This window comes from Thioalkalivibrio sp. ALMg9 (assembly GCF_000380625.1).
Classification (GTDB): Bacteria; Pseudomonadota; Gammaproteobacteria; order Ectothiorhodospirales; family Ectothiorhodospiraceae; genus Thioalkalivibrio; species Thioalkalivibrio versutus.
In genome coordinates, this window is the sequence record NZ_AQYC01000005.1 from 25,384 (window position 1) to 40,832 (window position 15,449).

Annotated in this window: 14 protein-coding genes; 13 read left to right on the forward strand and 1 reads right to left on the reverse strand. The window is 68.1% G+C overall.

The genetic code is table 11. From position 1 onward, the window contains the following. Window positions 1-27 precede the first annotated feature (27 nt). The 10 genes from pcnB to F792_RS0101405 all read left to right on the forward strand — a co-directional run bounded on the left by pcnB (window position 28) and on the right by F792_RS0101405 (window position 9,562). The gene (gene pcnB / locus F792_RS0101360) at window positions 28-1,467 is read left to right on the forward strand and encodes a polynucleotide adenylyltransferase PcnB (RefSeq protein ID WP_018168075.1); all 1,440 of its coding nucleotides are present in this window, start codon (window positions 28-30) and stop codon (window positions 1,465-1,467) included. Continuing rightward, window positions 1,464-2,009 (forward strand): 2-amino-4-hydroxy-6-hydroxymethyldihydropteridine diphosphokinase, encoded by a 546-nt coding sequence (folK, locus tag F792_RS0101365; RefSeq protein ID WP_018168076.1) that lies wholly within the window; start codon window positions 1,464-1,466, stop codon window positions 2,007-2,009. The genes pcnB and folK overlap by 4 nt, the downstream gene beginning before the upstream one ends. Continuing rightward, complete coding sequence (locus F792_RS0101370) at window positions 2,006-2,656, forward strand: deoxynucleoside kinase (RefSeq protein WP_018144144.1); 651 nt, start codon at window positions 2,006-2,008, stop codon at window positions 2,654-2,656. The genes folK and F792_RS0101370 overlap by 4 nt, the downstream gene beginning before the upstream one ends. Window positions 2,657-2,690: 34 nt before the next feature. Continuing rightward, window positions 2,691-3,485, forward strand: a complete 795-nt coding sequence (gene panB, locus F792_RS0101375; RefSeq protein ID WP_018168077.1) for a 3-methyl-2-oxobutanoate hydroxymethyltransferase — start codon at window positions 2,691-2,693, stop codon at window positions 3,483-3,485. 30 nt (window positions 3,486-3,515) lie between these two features. Beyond that, a complete protein-coding gene (gene panC, locus F792_RS0101380; protein ID WP_018168078.1) occupies window positions 3,516-4,394 on the forward strand; it encodes a pantoate--beta-alanine ligase in 879 nt (292 codons plus the stop codon). 322 nt (window positions 4,395-4,716) lie between these two features. Then, window positions 4,717-5,097, forward strand: coding sequence for an aspartate 1-decarboxylase (panD, locus tag F792_RS0101385; RefSeq protein WP_018144141.1), 381 nt, complete (start codon window positions 4,717-4,719; stop codon window positions 5,095-5,097). Window positions 5,098-5,165: 68 nt separating this feature from the next. Further along, complete coding sequence (gene sucC / locus F792_RS0101390; protein WP_018168079.1) at window positions 5,166-6,326, forward strand: ADP-forming succinate--CoA ligase subunit beta; 1,161 nt, start codon at window positions 5,166-5,168, stop codon at window positions 6,324-6,326. Then, the gene (gene sucD / locus F792_RS0101395) at window positions 6,323-7,201 is read left to right on the forward strand and encodes a succinate--CoA ligase subunit alpha (RefSeq protein WP_018168080.1); all 879 of its coding nucleotides are present in this window, start codon (window positions 6,323-6,325) and stop codon (window positions 7,199-7,201) included. Before sucC ends, sucD begins: the two co-directional genes overlap by 4 nt. A 7-nt stretch (window positions 7,202-7,208) precedes the next feature. Then, window positions 7,209-8,903 (forward strand): NAD+ synthase, encoded by a 1,695-nt coding sequence (locus F792_RS0101400; RefSeq protein ID WP_018168081.1) that lies wholly within the window; start codon window positions 7,209-7,211, stop codon window positions 8,901-8,903. Between the two features lie 320 nt (window positions 8,904-9,223). Beyond that, window positions 9,224-9,562: a P-II family nitrogen regulator gene (locus F792_RS0101405; RefSeq protein WP_017940393.1), complete on the forward strand. Its 339-nt coding sequence runs from the start codon at window positions 9,224-9,226 to the stop codon at window positions 9,560-9,562. 264 nt (window positions 9,563-9,826) lie between these two features. Here F792_RS0101405 and F792_RS0101410 read toward each other — a convergent pair whose 3' ends face one another. Beyond that, window positions 9,827-10,669, reverse strand: a complete 843-nt coding sequence (locus F792_RS0101410) for an outer membrane protein assembly factor BamD (RefSeq protein ID WP_018168082.1) — start codon at window positions 10,667-10,669, stop codon at window positions 9,827-9,829. A 79-nt stretch (window positions 10,670-10,748) separates the two neighbouring features. On the opposite strand from F792_RS0101410, the gene rluD reads away from it, so the two are divergent. The 3 genes from rluD (at window position 10,749) to clpB (ending at window position 15,336) form a co-directional block, all read left to right on the forward strand. Next, window positions 10,749-11,708, forward strand: coding sequence for a 23S rRNA pseudouridine(1911/1915/1917) synthase RluD (rluD, locus tag F792_RS0101415; RefSeq protein ID WP_018168083.1), 960 nt, complete (start codon window positions 10,749-10,751; stop codon window positions 11,706-11,708). Next, entirely contained in the window at window positions 11,701-12,483 is a 783-nt protein-coding gene (gene pgeF / locus F792_RS0101420; RefSeq protein ID WP_018168084.1) for a peptidoglycan editing factor PgeF, read from the forward strand. The genes rluD and pgeF overlap by 8 nt, the downstream gene beginning before the upstream one ends. Before the next feature lie 270 nt (window positions 12,484-12,753). Then, on the forward strand, window positions 12,754-15,336 hold the full coding sequence (gene clpB / locus F792_RS0101425) for an ATP-dependent chaperone ClpB (RefSeq protein WP_018168085.1): 2,583 nt from the start codon (window positions 12,754-12,756) through the stop codon (window positions 15,334-15,336). The last annotated feature ends 113 nt before the right edge of the window (window positions 15,337-15,449 follow it).

The window sequence follows — 15,449 nt, forward strand, 5'->3', positions numbered from 1 at the left end:
CGCTTTCGACCACCGATACGGTATCGCGTGACAAAGGCTGACCCCGCAACCCCGTCCCGGCCCGACAGCGAGCTGCCGGAACCGCGCGTCTACGAGCGTGCGGAGCACGGCATCTCGCGCGCGGCGATCGACGACAACGCCCTGAAGGTGCTTTATCGGCTGCGCGAGGCCGGTTATCGCGCCTGCCTGGTGGGCGGCGGCGTGCGCGACCTGCTGCTGGGCCGCGAGCCGAAGGACTTCGATGTCGCCACCGACGCCACCCCCGAGCAGGTGCGTGGCCTGTTCCGCAACTGCCGCCTGATCGGGCGCCGCTTTCGCCTGGCGCATGTGCTCTTCGGACGCGAGATGATCGAGGTGGCGACCTTCCGCGCGCCGCATGACGACGAGTCCGAGGACGAAGGCCAGGTCGCGCTGAGCGAGGAAGGTCGTATCCTGCGCGACAATCGCTACGGCACCATCGAGCAGGATGCGGTGCGCCGCGACTTCACCATCAACGCCCTGTATTACGACATCGAGGATTTCTCGGTGCTGGATTACACCGGTGGGTTCGAGGACCTGCGCGCGGGCGAGCTGCGCCTGATCGGCGACGACGTCGAGACGCGCCTGCGCGAAGACCCCGTGCGTATGCTGCGTGCGGTTCGCTTCGCCGCCAAGCTGGGTCTGACCATCGCGCCGGAGGTCGAGGCCGGCATCCTTGATCTCGCCTCGCTGATGCAGACGGTAGCCCCGGCGCGGCTGTTCGACGAGGTGATCAAGCTGTTCCACAGCGGTGCGGCGGTCACCTGTCTGGACGAGCTGGAACGCCTCGGCCTGTTCGAGCCGATGTTCCCCGAGGCTGCGGCCTGCTTTGCCGATCCGGACGTCGGCCCCGAGCGCCGCCAGTTCCTGGTCGAGTCGCTGCTGAATACCGACAAGCGCATCAATGAGGGCCTGGGTGTGAACCCGGCGTTCCTCTACGCGGCCATCCTCTGGGCCCCGGTGCAGGTGGCCGCGGCCAAACGGATCGCGGCCGACGAACAGGAGATTCCGGCCTGGCAGCAGGCGATGGCCGAGGTGTTGGATCGTCAGGTAAAGACGGTGTCCATTCCCAAACGCTTCAGCCTGATCGTGCGCGAGATCTGGGAACTCCAGGCGCGGCTGGAGCGCCATCGTGGTGGCCGTGCGCTGCGCCTGCTGACGCATCCGCGCTTTCGCGCCGGTTATGACTTTCTCTGCCTGCGCGCCCGCGCCGGCGATGCCGACCCCGAGCTGTGTCGCTGGTGGACCGAGATCCAGGAGCTGGACGAGGACGCACAGAAGGCCATGGCGGGTGCCCAGGGCAAGGGTGTTCCCAAAGGGGATGGCAAGGCTGGAGCCAAGAGCAAGTCACGCCGTGGCGGCCGGCGCCGGCGTCGGGGACGCAAGGGCGGCGCCGGCGCGAGCGCCGATGCGGGCGCAAACCCGGAATCGGGGGGTGGCGGCGAATGAGCAGCGAGCCTGCCCGCGGCGTGCACGCGTTCATCGGGATCGGCGCCAACCTGGGTGACCCCGAGACGCAGGTGCGGGACTCCTTTGCCCGGCTGGCGCATGAGTTGCCGCAAACGCGTCTGATCGGGCGCTCGCGGCTGTTCCGTAACCCGCCGATGGGCCCGCAGGACCAGCCCGACTACGTGAACGCCGTGGCCCGTCTGCACACCCGGCTGGAGCCGCTGGACCTGCTGGCGGAGCTGCAGGCCATCGAGTGCGCCTGCGGGCGCGAGCGGGACGGTACCCGCTGGGGGCCGCGCCTGCTGGATCTGGACCTGCTGCTGTTCGGCGAGCAGTCGCTGGATCTGCCGGGACTGAAGGTGCCGCACGCCGGGATCGCCGAGCGCGACTTCGTGATCCTGCCGCTGCTGGAGCTGGCGCCGTCGCTGCAGATCCCGGGAGTGGGGTCGCTGGATCGGCTGGCGCAGCGCTTCGACGGTGCGAGCCTGATCCCGATCGCGGAACCGCAGGAGGCCGTGGCGACTGCGGAGGGACGCGGATGAGCCTTGCCGATTTCGATTTCATCGCGGTAGAGGGACCGATTGGGGTCGGCAAGTCCAGCCTGGCCAAGCGCCTGGCCGAGCACCTGCAGGCGGAGGGCATCTTCGAGGCCCCGGACGAGAACCCTTTCCTGGATCGCTTCTATCAGGAACCGGACAAGCACGCCCTGGCGACCCAGTTGCACTTCCTGGTGCAGCGCGTGCGCCAGCTGACGCCGCTGGCGCAGAAGGGCCTGTTCGAGCAGCGCCATGTGTCCGACTACCTGATGGACAAGGACCCGCTGTTCGCCGAGCTGAACCTGCATCCGGACGAGCTGGAGATCTACCGCGAGATGTTCCGGCATCTGCGCGGGGGGCTGCCGCGCCCGGACCTGGTGGTCTACCTGCAGGCGCCGGTGGAGGTGCTGCAGGAGCGCATCCGCCGCCGGGCGCGACCGTACGAACGTCACATCGAGGCCGGTTATCTGGAGCGCTTGAACGCGGCCTATGCGGAATTCTTCTATCATTTCGAAGGACCGGCGCTCGTGATTGTGAACGCCACCGAGATCGACTGGGTGAACAACCCGGCCGACTTTGACCAGCTGGTGCAGTTCCTGGAGCCGATCCAGGGCGGGCGGCACTACTTCAACCCGTTGCCGATCTCGCTTTGAGGCTGGCAAGCCGGACTGCCCGGGAGGCATGAGCATGCGTCCGATTACCGTGAATACCCTGGCCCAGCGCAAGCAGGCGGGCGAACCCATCGCTTGCCTCACGGCCTATGATGCAGCCTTCGCCGGGTTGCTGGATCGCTGTGGGGTCGACGTGATCCTGGTCGGCGATTCCCTGGGCATGGTGGTCCAGGGGCATGCGACCACCCTGCCAGTGACGCTGGAGGACATGGTCTACCATGTAGCCAACGTGGCCCGCGGCAGTGAGAACGCGCTGATCATGGCCGACATCCCGTTCCTTGGCGATGTCGATCCCGCTACCGCGCTGGTCCAGTCCGGGGCGCTCCTGCGCGCCGGGGCTCACATGGTCAAGGTGGAATGCGGCGCGATGGAGGTCCCCGTGGTCGAGCGCCTGGTCGCCGCCGGGATTCCCGTCTGTGCCCATCTGGGCCTGACCCCGCAGGCGGTGCACCGTCTCGGCGGGCACCGCGTGCAGGGGCGCGACCCGAAGGCTGCGGCGGAGCTGGAATCCCTGGCCGCCCAGCTGGAGAACGCCGGGGCCCAGGCCCTGCTGCTGGAGGGTATCCCCGAGAGCCTGGCCGATGTCATCGTGCGCAGTGCAGGGGTCCCGGTGATCGGGATTGGCGCCAGCCCGCGTTGCGATGGTCAAGTGCTTGTCTTGACCGACGTGATCGGCCTGACGCCCGAGCCGCCGCGCTTCGCGCGCGATTTCCTTGCCGAGGGCGGTTCCCTGGAGGGCGCCGTCCGCGGATACTGTGACGCGGTGCGGGCGCGAGCCTTCCCCGAATCCGGCGTGCATACCTTCAGTTAACTGCGTTTCCCAAAGGATGGATCCTGGCCCATGAGAATCCTGCGTGATCGGCCGCAACTGGTGGCCATGCATCGAGAGTGGTCCCGCAAGGGGCGCGGTACCGTGGCGCTGGTGCCCACGATGGGCAACCTCCACGAGGGCCATATGACCGTGATCCGGCATGCCCGGGCGCGGGCCCAGCGGGTGGTGGTGTCGATCTTCGTCAATCCACTGCAATTCGACCGCGCCGAGGATCTGGAGCGCTATCCGCGCACCCTCGACGAGGACGCCCGGCTGGCGACGAATGCCGGTGTGGACGCCTTGTTCTGTCCCAGTGAAGAGGACATGTACCCTGCCGACGGCCTGCCCCCGGTGCAGGTCGTGGTGCCGGTGCTTTCCGAGATCCTGGAGGGTGCCTATCGCCAGGGGCACTTTGAGGGCGTGGCCACCGTGGTGACCAAGCTGTTCAACCTGGTGCGCCCGGATCTGGCCCTGTTCGGCGAGAAGGATTACCAGCAGTTCAAGTTGATCGAGCGCATGGTGCAGGGGCTCGACATCCCCACCCGGGTGGAGGCAGTCCCGACCGTGCGCGAGCCGGACGGCCTGGCCTTCAGTTCACGCAACAGCCAGCTGTCGGAAGAGGCGCGGGCCGTGGCACCCGAGCTCAAGCGGGTGCTGGATGAGGTGGCGACCGTCTGCCGCACGGCCACCAAATTCGACGCCGACCGCATCGCCGAGGTGGAGGCCCGCGCCAGCGAGCGTCTGCGCGAGGCCGGCTTCGAGCCCGAATACCTCTCCATCCGCCGTGCGGAAGACCTGATGGAGCCGGCAACCGATGTGCCCCTGGCCGAGCAGGACCTGGTGGTCCTGGCCGCCGTCTGGCTGGAAGGCGTCCGCCTGATCGACAACGTCCGCACCCGTACCGACTGACGCTGCTTGTTTCGGCTACCCCGAAGTACAACGAAGAAATTCAAGAGTCATCCACAGAAGACGGGCAGGTTAAAGGGTGAGGGTGGTGCTGCAGGGCGCTGACAATCGGTAACGTTCTTGCTGGCCCCCGAACGCCGGGTCCTTTCTTTATTTTGCCACTCGTTCCGTCTTCCAGCCTGCCTGTAAATCGCCCTTGAATTTCTCCGTGTCTTCGCGCGCTTCACGGTGAAAAACCATCGACTCGAGAAGGCGCGTTTGCCGTATCCGCCGGGATCGCGGATAATTTTCCGCCCTTCCGAGGTTCAAGCCGGGAATTCGCCGTATGTTTGTCACTATGCTGAAAGGCAAGCTGCATCAGGGCCGGGTCACGCATTGCGAGCTGGAATACGAGGGCTCCTGTGCCATCGACACGCGTCTGCTGGACGCCGCCGGCATCCTGCCGTTCGAGCAGATCCAGATCTACAACGTCGACAACGGCGAGCGCTTTACCACCTACGCGATCGAGGGCGAGGCCGGCTCCGGGATCATTTCGGTCAACGGCGCGGCCGCACACAAGGCCGCGGTGGGCCATCGCGTGATCATCTGTGCCTATGGCCAGATGGAGGCCGCCGAGGCCCGCGAATTCACTCCCGACCTGGTCTATCTCGACGCCGGCAACCGCATCGTGCGCACCGGTAACGGCATTCCGGTCCAGGCCGCTTAAGAACACTCTCCTTCGCGCGCGCCTCCCGCAGTTGTCGGGCCGGGGCTGCGCCGCTATCCTCGACGCCCATGAATCTCCACGAATTCCAGGCCAAGGCGCGCTTTCGCGACGCCGGTATCCCCGTCCCCGAAGGTCAGGTGATCGACGCCGTCGAGCAGGTCTCCGGGGCCTGGCAGGCGCTGGGTGCCGAGCGCGCGCTGGTCAAGGCCCAGGTGCACTCCGGCGGCCGCGGCAAGGCCGGTGGCGTGGTGATGGCGGATTCCGCCGATGCTGCGCGCGAGGCGGCGCAAAAGCTGCTGGGTTCGCGCCTGGTGACCGGCCAGAGCGGCCCCGACGGACTGCCAGTGGACCAGCTTCTGCTGGAGCCGGCGGCGGACATCGCCCGCGAGTTCTATTTCGCGATGCTGGTGGATCGTTCGCGCGAGCGCCTGGCGCTGGTGGTCTCCGCCGAGGGCGGCATGGACATCGAGACCCTGGCGGCGGAGCGCCCCGAGGCCGTGGTGACCTTGCCGATCCATCCGGCCACCGGCGTGATGCCCTTCCACGGCCGCCGGGTCGCCGCCACCCTGGGCCTGTCCGGCGACGCGGCGAAGGCGATGGCGCAGCTGGTGACCAATGCCCATGCCCTGTTTCAGCAGCTCGACGCGCAGCTCCTCGAGATCAACCCGCTGGTGCTGACCCATGAGGATCAGCTGCTGGCGATCGACGCCAAACTGACCATCGACGACTCCGCGGCCTACCGCCAGAAGGCGCTGTTCGCGGAGCGTGACGTGCGCCAGCGCGACCCTGCCGAGGAGCAGGCACACGAGCACGACCTCAACTACATCCGCCTGGACGGCTCGATCGGCTGCATGGTCAACGGCGCCGGGCTGGCAATGGCGACCATGGACCTGATCCAGCACCACGGCGGCTCGCCGGCCAACTTCCTCGATGTGGGTGGCGGCACCACGGTGGAACGGGTGACCGCAGCGTTCAAGCTGATCCTGTCGGACCCATCGGTGAAGGCGGTGCTGGTGAATATCTTTGGCGGCATCGTGCGCTGCGACCTGATCGCCGAGGGCATTATCGCCGCGATCCGCGAGATCCAGGTTCAGGTACCGGTGGTGGTGCGCCTGGAGGGCACCAACGCCGAGCAGGGCCGCGCCGCGCTGGCCAACTCCGGCCTGGACGTGATCCCGGCCGCCGATCTGGACGCGGCGGCGCGCGCCGTGGTGGAGGCTGTGGCATGAGCATCCTCGTCGACCGCGACACCAAGGTGATCTGCCAGGGCTTCACCGGCAAGCAGGGCAGTTTTCACTCGGAGCAGGCCATCGCCTACGGCACGCGCCTGGTAGGGGGCGTGACCCCGGGCAAGGGCGGCCAGACCCACCTGGACCGGCCGGTGTTCGACACCGTCGCCGATGCCGTGGCGCAGACCGGCGCGAGCGTCAGCATGATCTACGTCCCGGCCCCGTTCGCGGCCGACGCGATCTGCGAGGCGGCGGATGCCGGGATCGAACTGGCCGTTTGCATCACCGAGGGCATCCCGGTCCAGGACATGGTGCGGGTCAAGCAGGTACTGGCCGGCAGCCCCACGCGCCTGATCGGCCCGAATTGCCCGGGCATCATCACCCCGGATGCCTGCAAGGTCGGGATCATGCCCGGCTATATCCACAGCCGCGGGCGCATCGGCATCATCTCGCGCTCGGGCACCCTGACCTACGAGGCGGTCAAGCAGACCTCGGACCTCGGGCTTGGTCAGAGCACCTGCGTGGGCATCGGCGGTGACCCGATCCAGGGCCTCGACTTTGTCGACTGCCTGCGCCTGTTCCGCGATGACCCGGAGACCGACGGCGTGCTGATGGTGGGCGAGATCGGCGGTGATGCCGAGGAACGCGCCGCACGTTACATCGCGGACGAATTCGACAAGCCGGTAGCCGCCTATATTGCCGGCGCCACGGCGCCCCCGGGGCGGCGCATGGGTCATGCCGGCGCGATCATCGCCGGTGGCCAGGGTACCGCGGAGCAGAAGATGACGGCCCTGCGCGAGGCCGGCGCGACCGTGGCGGAGAGCCCGGCCGAGCTGGGCGCCGCGATGCAGTCCGCGCTCGCCCGCCGCGCCTGAGTCGCCGATGACCCCTGACCAGCCTCTGCGTCTGGCCCTGGCCCAGATCAATCCGGTCGTGGGCGGGCTGGACGACAATCGCCACCAAATCCTCGAGGCTATCGAGCAGGCCCGTGCCGGTGGCGCCCGCGCGGTGGTTTTCCCCGAACTCGCGGTCACGGGCTATCCCCCCGAGGATCTGCTGCTGCGCCCGGCCTTCCTGCTGGGCGTGGAGCGCGCGGTGGTGGCGATCACCAGGGCGGCGCGGGATATCGACGTGATCCTGGGTGCCCCGGTGCAGGGAGATGGCGGCCTGATCAATGCGGCCCTGTGGCTGCGCGACGGGGCCTGTATCGCGCGCTACGCCAAGCAGGTTCTGCCTAACTATTCGGTATTCGACGAGCAGCGCTATTTCGTTGCTGGCGATGCCCCCTGCGTGGTCGAGCTGGATGGCTGGCAGATCGGGCTGACCGTCTGCGAGGACATCTGGCAGCCGGGTCCGGCCGCCGGGGCGCAGGCTGCCGGGGCCGAGATCCTGCTGAATCTCAACGCCTCGCCCTACCACCGCGGCAAGGCCGAGGAACGCCTGCAGGTGGTCGGGGCGCGGGTGGCCGAGACCGGCTGTCCGGTGGTCTACGTGAACCAGGTGGGCGGGCAGGACGAACTGGTGTTCGATGGCCGCTCGTTCGTGCACGACCCGGTCAACGGGGCCCGCGCCGTGCTGCCCGCCTGGGCCACCGGCCAGGGCCAGGTAGAGGCGAGTCGCAGTGCGCAGGGGCCGGTCCTGCGGTCCCGCGACGAGCACATGCACCTGTCCGCCTGCGGCATTCTTCCGACCCTGACCGACCCCGGCCCGGAACCGGACGAGGCGGACGCCCGTGACCTCTATCAGGCGCTGATGATCGGCATCCGTGACTACGTGAGCAAGAACGGCTTCCCGGGGGTATTGCTGGGCCTGTCTGGCGGCATCGACTCCGGCCTGACCGCGGCCTTGGCGGCGGATGCGCTGGGCCCGGCGGCGGTGACCGCCGTGATGATGCCCTATCGTTACACCGCCTCTATGAGCATCGAGGATGCGGAGGCGCAGGCGCGGCTTCTGGGCCTCGAATACCACGAGATCGCCATCGAGCCGATGGTGGAGAGCTTCATGGCCGGGCTGGGGGATGCCCTGGCGGCCTACCCGGCCGGGGCGGGGGATGTGACCGAACAGAACCTGCAGGCGCGCGCTCGCGGCGTGCTGCTGATGGCGCTGTCCAACCGCAGCGGCAAGCTGCTGCTGGCCACCGGCAACAAGTCCGAGATGGCGGTGGGCTATTCCACGCTGTACGGCGACATGAATGGCGGTTTCGCGCCACTGAAGGACGTCTCCAAGCAGTGGGTGTACCGCCTGGCACGCTGGCGCAACACGTGCGGCGCGGCGATCCCGCCGCGGGTGATCGAGCGCCCGCCCAGCGCCGAGCTGGCGCCGGACCAGCAGGATGCCGACTCGCTGCCGCCATACGATGTGCTGGACGCGATCCTCGAGGCCTTCGTTGAGCAGGAGCGGTCGGTCGCCGAGATCGTCGCCCAGGGCTTCGACCGCCCCACGGTGGAGCGCATCGCGCGCATGGTGTTCATCGCCGAGTACAAGCGCCGCCAGGCCGCGCCGGGGGTGCGGGTCAGCCCGCGCGCCTTCGGCCGCGACCGGCGCTACCCGATTACCTCGGGGTATCGTCCGGATTGAGCGATACGCGACGGCGGACGCGGGCACCGTCATTGCGAGGAGGCGAAGCCGACGCGGCACAAAAGCAGCGAAGCTGCGTTGAACGGCCGCAGGCCGGCCCGAAGGGCGAGCGTAGCGAGTAACCTCCGTCCGGAACCACCGATGTCCGCCTTGGCCGGCATCGGGGCCACCCACGGAGATCGCCACGGCGCTGCGCGCCTCGCAATGACGGGGGCCTCGGACCGCGCCGGGGCGGATCGGCCAGCGCAGCGCCGGGGGTTTGATACACTTCCAGATGTGAGACAAGCGCCCGCGCAGCGGGCTCAACCAAAGGGATTCGCATGAAGAAGATCGAGGCGATCATCAAGCCGTTCAAGCTGGAAGATGTCCGCGAGGCCCTGACCGAGATGGGTATTGCCGGCATGACCGCGACCGAGGTTCAGGGTTTCGGGCGCCAGAAGGGCCACACGGAACTCTACCGGGGCGCGGAATATGTGGTCGACTTCCTGCCCAAGGTGAAGCTGGAACTGGTGGTGGACGACGACCGTGTCGATCCCTGCATCGACGCGATCGTGAAGGCCTCGCGCACCGGCAAGATCGGGGACGGCAAGATCTTCGTGTCCGACATGTCGCGCGTGGTCCGCATCCGCACCGGCGAAGAGGGCAGCGAGGCCCTCTAGCAGGGCGGAGTTACGGGCATCGTCATTGCGAGGCCCCGCAGGGGCCGTGGCACAAAAGCAGCGAAGCTGCGTTGAACGGCCGCAGGCCGGCCCGAAGGGCGAGCGTAGCGAGTAACCTCCGTCCGGAACCACTGGATCCCGGCGCTCTGCGAACATCAAGAGGTTGCCCACGTCGGCTTCGCCTCCTCGCAATGATGGTGCCACCCCCAAGGTGGTGCGGGGCGCCGGCCGGGGATGGCTTTACGGTTGCGCCGCTTTCCCCGCTTAATTCGTCAGGAAGGGGATGCGGTCCATCACGCGCCACAGGCCGCGGCGTTCCTCGCCTTCCAGTTCCACCGGTTCGCCGGCGCGCACGGCGACGGCGGCATCCGGGTAGTTCAGTTCCAGCACCGTCATGGTGTTCTCGGCATGGTCTTCCAGGCCGAGTTCGGTGTAGGCGCGGTGCAGCACGGCCAGGGCCTTCGGCATCACCTCGGCCCCGGGATAGGTGGCCACCACGTTGCGCGCGCGCTGGGCCGCGGCGACCCAGGCGGTACGTTCCATGTAAAACTCTGCCACGCGCAGCTCGTAGGCGGCCAGTGCATTGCGGATGTAGAGCATGCGCTGGTAGGCGTCCGGGGCGTAGCGGCTGTCCGGGAATTCGCGGATCAGGCGGTCGAAGTCCTGGAAGGCCTGGTCGAAGGGTTCCGGGTCCATCTCGGCCGGGTCGCGCGGGAACAGGTTGGCGAGGAAGCCCTGCTGGCGGTTGAAGTTGATCAGCCCGCGCAGGTAGTACGCATAATCGAGGTTCGGATGCCGCGGATTCAGCTGCACGAAGCGGTCCACGGCCGCCAGGGCGGGCTCCGGCTCGCCGGCCTTGTAGTAGGCATAGGGAATCTCGATCTGCGCTTGCTGGGCGTAGCGCCCGAACGGGTAGCGCGCCTCGAGTTTTTCGTAGTATTCGACGGCCTGATCGTAATTGCCCTCGTTCAGGGCGTTCTTGGCCTCGCCGTAGAGCTGACTGGCGGACCAGCCGAGCGTGGGGTCTTCGCGCCCGGCGCAGCCGGCGACCACGAGCGCCACGAACAGAACGACGAGCAGGCGCGACAGGTGCGGGACAGAAATCACGGCGAGGCCTCACAGATGAACCAAAGTCCAAGGATTCTACAACATCAAGCCCCGGTGGCGACGAGCGGGAGGCCGCGCAATGAGTGAACCCCGTGAGGCCCATCTGCCGGAGGAGTCGGCTGGGCAGCGCCTGGATGCCGCGCTGGCGCAGCTGTTCCCCGAGTATTCGCGCAGCCAGTTGACCCAGTGGCTGAAGGAGGGCGCGCTGCGGGTGGACGGCGCCTCGCCGCGCCCGCGCACGTCGGTTCGAGGGGGTGAGCGGGTGGAACTGATCGCGCCGGATGCCCCGGTGCTGGCGGCGCAGCCCGAGGCCATAGCGCTGGATGTCCTGTACGAGGATGCGGCGGTGCTGGTGATCAACAAGCCGGCCGGGCTGGTGGCCCACCCGGCAGCCGGGCATCGCGACGGCACACTGGTCAATGCCCTGCTGCACCACGCGCCGGAACTGGCGCAGTTGCCGCGCGCGGGCGTGGTCCACCGCCTGGACAAGGACACCACCGGACTGATGGTGGTCGCGCGTACCCCGGAGGCGCAGACCGCCCTGGTGCGCCAGTTGCAGGCGCGCAGCGTGCACCGTGAGTACCGCGCGCTGGTCCAGGGTCGGGTGATCAGCGGTGCCACCATCGAGGAGCCGATCGGGCGCCACCCGGTGGATCGCAAGCGCCAGGCGGTGACCGGCGGTGGCAAGCCCGCGGTCACGCATTACCGCGTGGCCGAACGCTTCCCCGCCCATACCCTGCTGAACGTGCGTCTGGAGACCGGCCGCACCCACCAGATCCGCGTACACATGGCGCATATCCGCCACCCGATCGTGGGCGACCTGACCTACGGCGGACGCCCGCGGCCGGTCAAGGGCATGGGTGAGGCGGCCAAGGCCACGGTGGCGGCCTTCAAGCGTCAGGCCCTGCATGCGGCGCGCCTGGAGTTCGAGCACCCGACCAGCGGCGAACCCTGCGCGTTCGAGGCCCCGCTACCGGAGGACTTCGAGGGCCTGCTTGCAGCCCTGCGCGCCGATGCCCGGGAGACCGGTGATGCCTGAGACCCTGCCCCTGCTGGCGCCGTCCCCCGGCGAACTGCCGGCCGGCGTGCGCGCGGTCCAGACCACGCGGGTGGGCGGCGTCAGTGCCGGGCCCTGGGCCGCGCTGAACCTGGCGCTGCACACCGGCGATGACCCGGAACATGTGGCGGAGAATCGGCGTCGGCTGGAACAGTCTTTGGGGCTGGCCGCGCCGATCGCCTGGCCGCGCCAGGTCCACGGCACCGGCGTGACCAACGCCGACACCCTGCACGCGGCGCTGGAGGCCGGCGACGCGGCCGAGGCCGATGCGGTGGTCAGCAATCAGGCCGGGGTTGTCTGTGCGGTGCAGACCGCCGACTGCCTGCCGGTGGTGCTGGCGACCGCCGATGGCGCGGCAGTGGGGGTGGCGCATGCGGGCTGGCGCGGGCTGGCCGATGGGATGCTGGAGGCCAGCGTGGAGGCCCTGAAGACGCTGCGTCCGGGGATGCCGATCCAGGCCTGGATCGGGGCGGCCATTGGCCCCGCGGCCTTCGAGGTGGGCCCCGAGGTTCGCGAGGCCTTTGTCGCGCACGACCCGGAGGCCGTAGCCGCGTTCCGCCCCGGCGTCGAGGGGCGCCTGCTGGCGGATCTCTACCTGCTGGCCCGGCAGCGCCTACAGCGGGCCGGGGTGGCGCAGGTCGCCGGTGGCGGACGCTGCACCTTCAGCGAGGCGGATACCTTCTTTTCCTACCGCCGCGATGGCGAGACCGGCCGCATGGGCACGCTCGTCTGGGTTGCCCCCGGCCACCTGCGATAACCCCGGCGCTCGGTCCGGCGCGTGGGTTGCCCATGGAGATCGCTGCTTCGCTGCGCGCCTCGCGATGACGGTGCTTTTTCCTGCCCCCGTCATTGCGAGGCCCCGCAGGGGCCGTGGCGACCTCCGCGCGCAACCCCGACGTTCGTTCGTGACGGTGTTGGCGTTTGTCTGATGCGGGCGGTTGCGTCCGTCTATCCTTGAAGGTCGGGGGATTGTCCCCATCATTGGTGTCAGTTCACCCAGATTTGACCGAGGGGTTTCCCAATGCGAATGGATCGCCTGACGACCAAGTTCCAGTCCGCCATCGCGGATGCACAATCGCTCGCGGTAGGCCGCGATCACCAGTTCATCGAACCGGCCCACCTCCTGCTGGCCCTGCTGGACCAGGAGGGCGGTACCATCCGCCACGTGCTCGACCGCGCCGGCGCCAACGTGCGCCAGCTGCGCTCCGCGCTGGGCGAGGCGCTGGACCGCCTGCCCAGGGTGGAGGGTGCCGCGGGCGAGGTGCATGTCTCCAATGACCTGGGGCGCATGCTGAATGTCTGCGACAAGCTTGCCCAGGAGCGCAAGGACCAGTACATCCCCAGCGAGCTGTTCCTGCTCGCGGCGATCGCCGAGAAGGCCGGTGTGGGCGAGATGCTGCGCAACGCCGGCGCCAACAAGGACTCCCTGGAGAAGGCCGTGGAAGACATGCGCGGCGGTGCCCAGGTGGACGACCCGAACGCCGAGGAGAACCGCCAGGCGCTGGACAAGTACACCATCGACCTCACCGAGCGCGCCGAGCAGGGCAAGCTCGATCCGGTGATCGGGCGTGACGAGGAGATTCGCCGTTCGATCCAGGTCCTGCAGCGGCGCACCAAGAACAACCCGGTGCTGATCGGCGAACCCGGTGTCGGCAAGACCGCGATTGTCGAGGGCCTGGCCCAGCGCATCATCAACGGCGAGGTGCCCGAGGGCCTGAAGGACAAGCGCGTGCTTGCGCTGGATCTGGGCGCCTTGCTGGCCGGGGCCAAGTACCGCGGCGATTTCGAAGAGCGGCTGAAGTCCGTGCTCAAGGAGCTGTCGCAGGAAGAGGGTCGCGTGATCCTGTTCATCGACGAGATCCATACCCTGGTGGGCGCCGGCAAGGCCGAGGGCGCGATGGACGCCGGCAACATGCTCAAGCCGGCGCTGGCACGTGGCGAGCTGCACTGCATCGGCGCGACCACGCTGGACGAATACCGCCAGAACATCGAGAAGGACGCCGCGCTGGAACGCCGTTTCCAGAAGGTGGTGGTCGACGAGCCCACGCTGGAAGACACCATCGCTATCCTGCGCGGTCTGAAGGAGCGCTACGAGGTCCACCACGGGATCGAGATCACCGACCCGGCGATCGTCGCCGCGGCGCAGCTGTCGCAGCGTTACATCACCGATCGCCAGCTGCCGGACAAGGCGATCGACCTGATCGACGAGGCCAGCTCGCGGATCCGCATGGAGATCGACTCCAAGCCCGAGTCCATGGACCGCCTGGAGCGGCGCCTGATCCAGCTCAAGATCGAGCGCGAGGCGTTGAAGAAGGAATCCGACGACGCCTCGAAGAAGCGGCTGGATACCCTGGAGGGCGAGATCGATCGCCTGGGGCGCGAGCTCTCCGATCTGGAAGAGGTGTGGAAGTCCGAGAAGGCCTCGGTCTCCGGCGCCGCGCAATTGAAGGAAGAGCTCGAGCGCGCACGTACCGAGCTGGAGACCGCCCGCCGTGCCGGCGACCTGTCGCGCATGTCCGAGTTGCAGTACGGGCGCATCCCGGATCTGGAGAAGTCCCTCGCGATGGCCCACGAGATGGAGAGCCAGGAGACCCAGTTGCTGCGCACCAAGGTGACCGACGAGGAGGTCGCCGAGGTGGTTGCGCGCTGGACCGGCATCCCGGTCTCCAAGATGCTGGAGGGCGAGAAGGACAAGCTGCTGCGCATGGAAGAGGCCGTGGGTGATCGCGTGGTCGGCCAGACGGAAGCCGTGCGCGCGGTGGCCAACGCCATCCGCCGTTCGCGGGCGGGCCTGTCCGATCCGAACCGGCCGAATGGCTCGTTCCTGTTCCTCGGCCCGACCGGGGTCGGCAAGACGGAGCTGACCAAGGCGCTGGCGTCATTCCTGTTCGACACCGAAGAGTCCATGGTGCGCATCGACATGTCCGAGTTCATGGAGAAGCACTCGGTGGCGCGGTTGATCGGGGCGCCCCCGGGCTATGTCGGCTACGAGGAGGGCGGCTACCTGACCGAGGCCGTGCGCCGCAAGCCCTACTCCGTGATCCTGCTGGACGAGGTCGAGAAGGCGCATCCGGATGTCTTCAACGTGCTGCTGCAGGTGCTGGATGATGGTCGTCTGACGGACGGTCATGGTCGCACCGTGGACTTCCGCAACACGGTGATCGTGATGACTTCCAACCTCGGCTCGCAGCAGATCCAGGAGATGGCCGGTGAGGCGAACTACGATGCAATGAAGGCCGCGGTGATGGAGATCGTCGGGCAGCACTTCCGCCCCGAGTTCATCAACCGCGTGGATGATGTGGTGGTGTTCCACCCGCTGGAGCGCGAGCAGATCCGGGCGATTGCCGGCATCCAGCTGCAGTTCCTGCGCAAGCGTCTGGAGGAGCGCGATCTGGGGCTCACCATCACCGACGCCGCGCTCGATCACCTGGGCGCCGCCGGTTTCGACCCGGTGTACGGCGCGCGTCCACTCAAGCGGGCCATCCAGACGCAGATGGAAAACCCGCTGGCCCAGTCGCTGCTGTCCGGCGAATTCGGCCCCGGCGATACCATCGAGGTGGACCTGGCTGGCGACCAGCTTGCCTTTACCCGGGCTGCAGCTGCTGCCTGATCGGGATTTCGCTGTTCCGATCCAACAAGGCCCGCCCCGTGCGGGCCTTTTTTGGGTCCGGGAGCAGCTGCGGGCGAAGGGGCGGGCGGCCGTATCCGGCGGTGGGGACGGTG

Excerpts from the sequence above, each read along its gene's own strand:
- panC (WP_018168078.1), top strand. The coding sequence starts at position 3,516 with ATGAGAATCCTGCGTGATCGGCCGCAACTGGTGGCCATGCATCGAGAG.
- sucD (WP_018168080.1), top strand. The coding sequence starts at position 6,323 with ATGAGCATCCTCGTCGACCGCGACACCAAGGTGATCTGCCAGGGCTTC.
- rluD (WP_018168083.1), top strand. The coding sequence starts at position 10,749 with ATGAGTGAACCCCGTGAGGCCCATCTGCCGGAGGAGTCGGCTGGGCAG.
- F792_RS0101405 (WP_017940393.1), top strand. The coding sequence starts at position 9,224 with ATGAAGAAGATCGAGGCGATCATCAAGCCGTTCAAGCTGGAAGATGTC.
- clpB (WP_018168085.1), top strand. The coding sequence starts at position 12,754 with ATGGATCGCCTGACGACCAAGTTCCAGTCCGCCATCGCGGATGCACAA.
- panD (WP_018144141.1), top strand. The coding sequence starts at position 4,717 with ATGTTTGTCACTATGCTGAAAGGCAAGCTGCATCAGGGCCGGGTCACG.
- pgeF (WP_018168084.1), top strand. The coding sequence starts at position 11,701 with ATGCCTGAGACCCTGCCCCTGCTGGCGCCGTCCCCCGGCGAACTGCCG.
- F792_RS0101400 (WP_018168081.1), top strand. The coding sequence starts at position 7,209 with ATGACCCCTGACCAGCCTCTGCGTCTGGCCCTGGCCCAGATCAATCCG.
- sucC (WP_018168079.1), top strand. The coding sequence starts at position 5,166 with ATGAATCTCCACGAATTCCAGGCCAAGGCGCGCTTTCGCGACGCCGGT.
- panB (WP_018168077.1), top strand. The coding sequence starts at position 2,691 with ATGCGTCCGATTACCGTGAATACCCTGGCCCAGCGCAAGCAGGCGGGC.
- folK (WP_018168076.1), top strand. The coding sequence starts at position 1,464 with ATGAGCAGCGAGCCTGCCCGCGGCGTGCACGCGTTCATCGGGATCGGC.
- F792_RS0101370 (WP_018144144.1), top strand. The coding sequence starts at position 2,006 with ATGAGCCTTGCCGATTTCGATTTCATCGCGGTAGAGGGACCGATTGGG.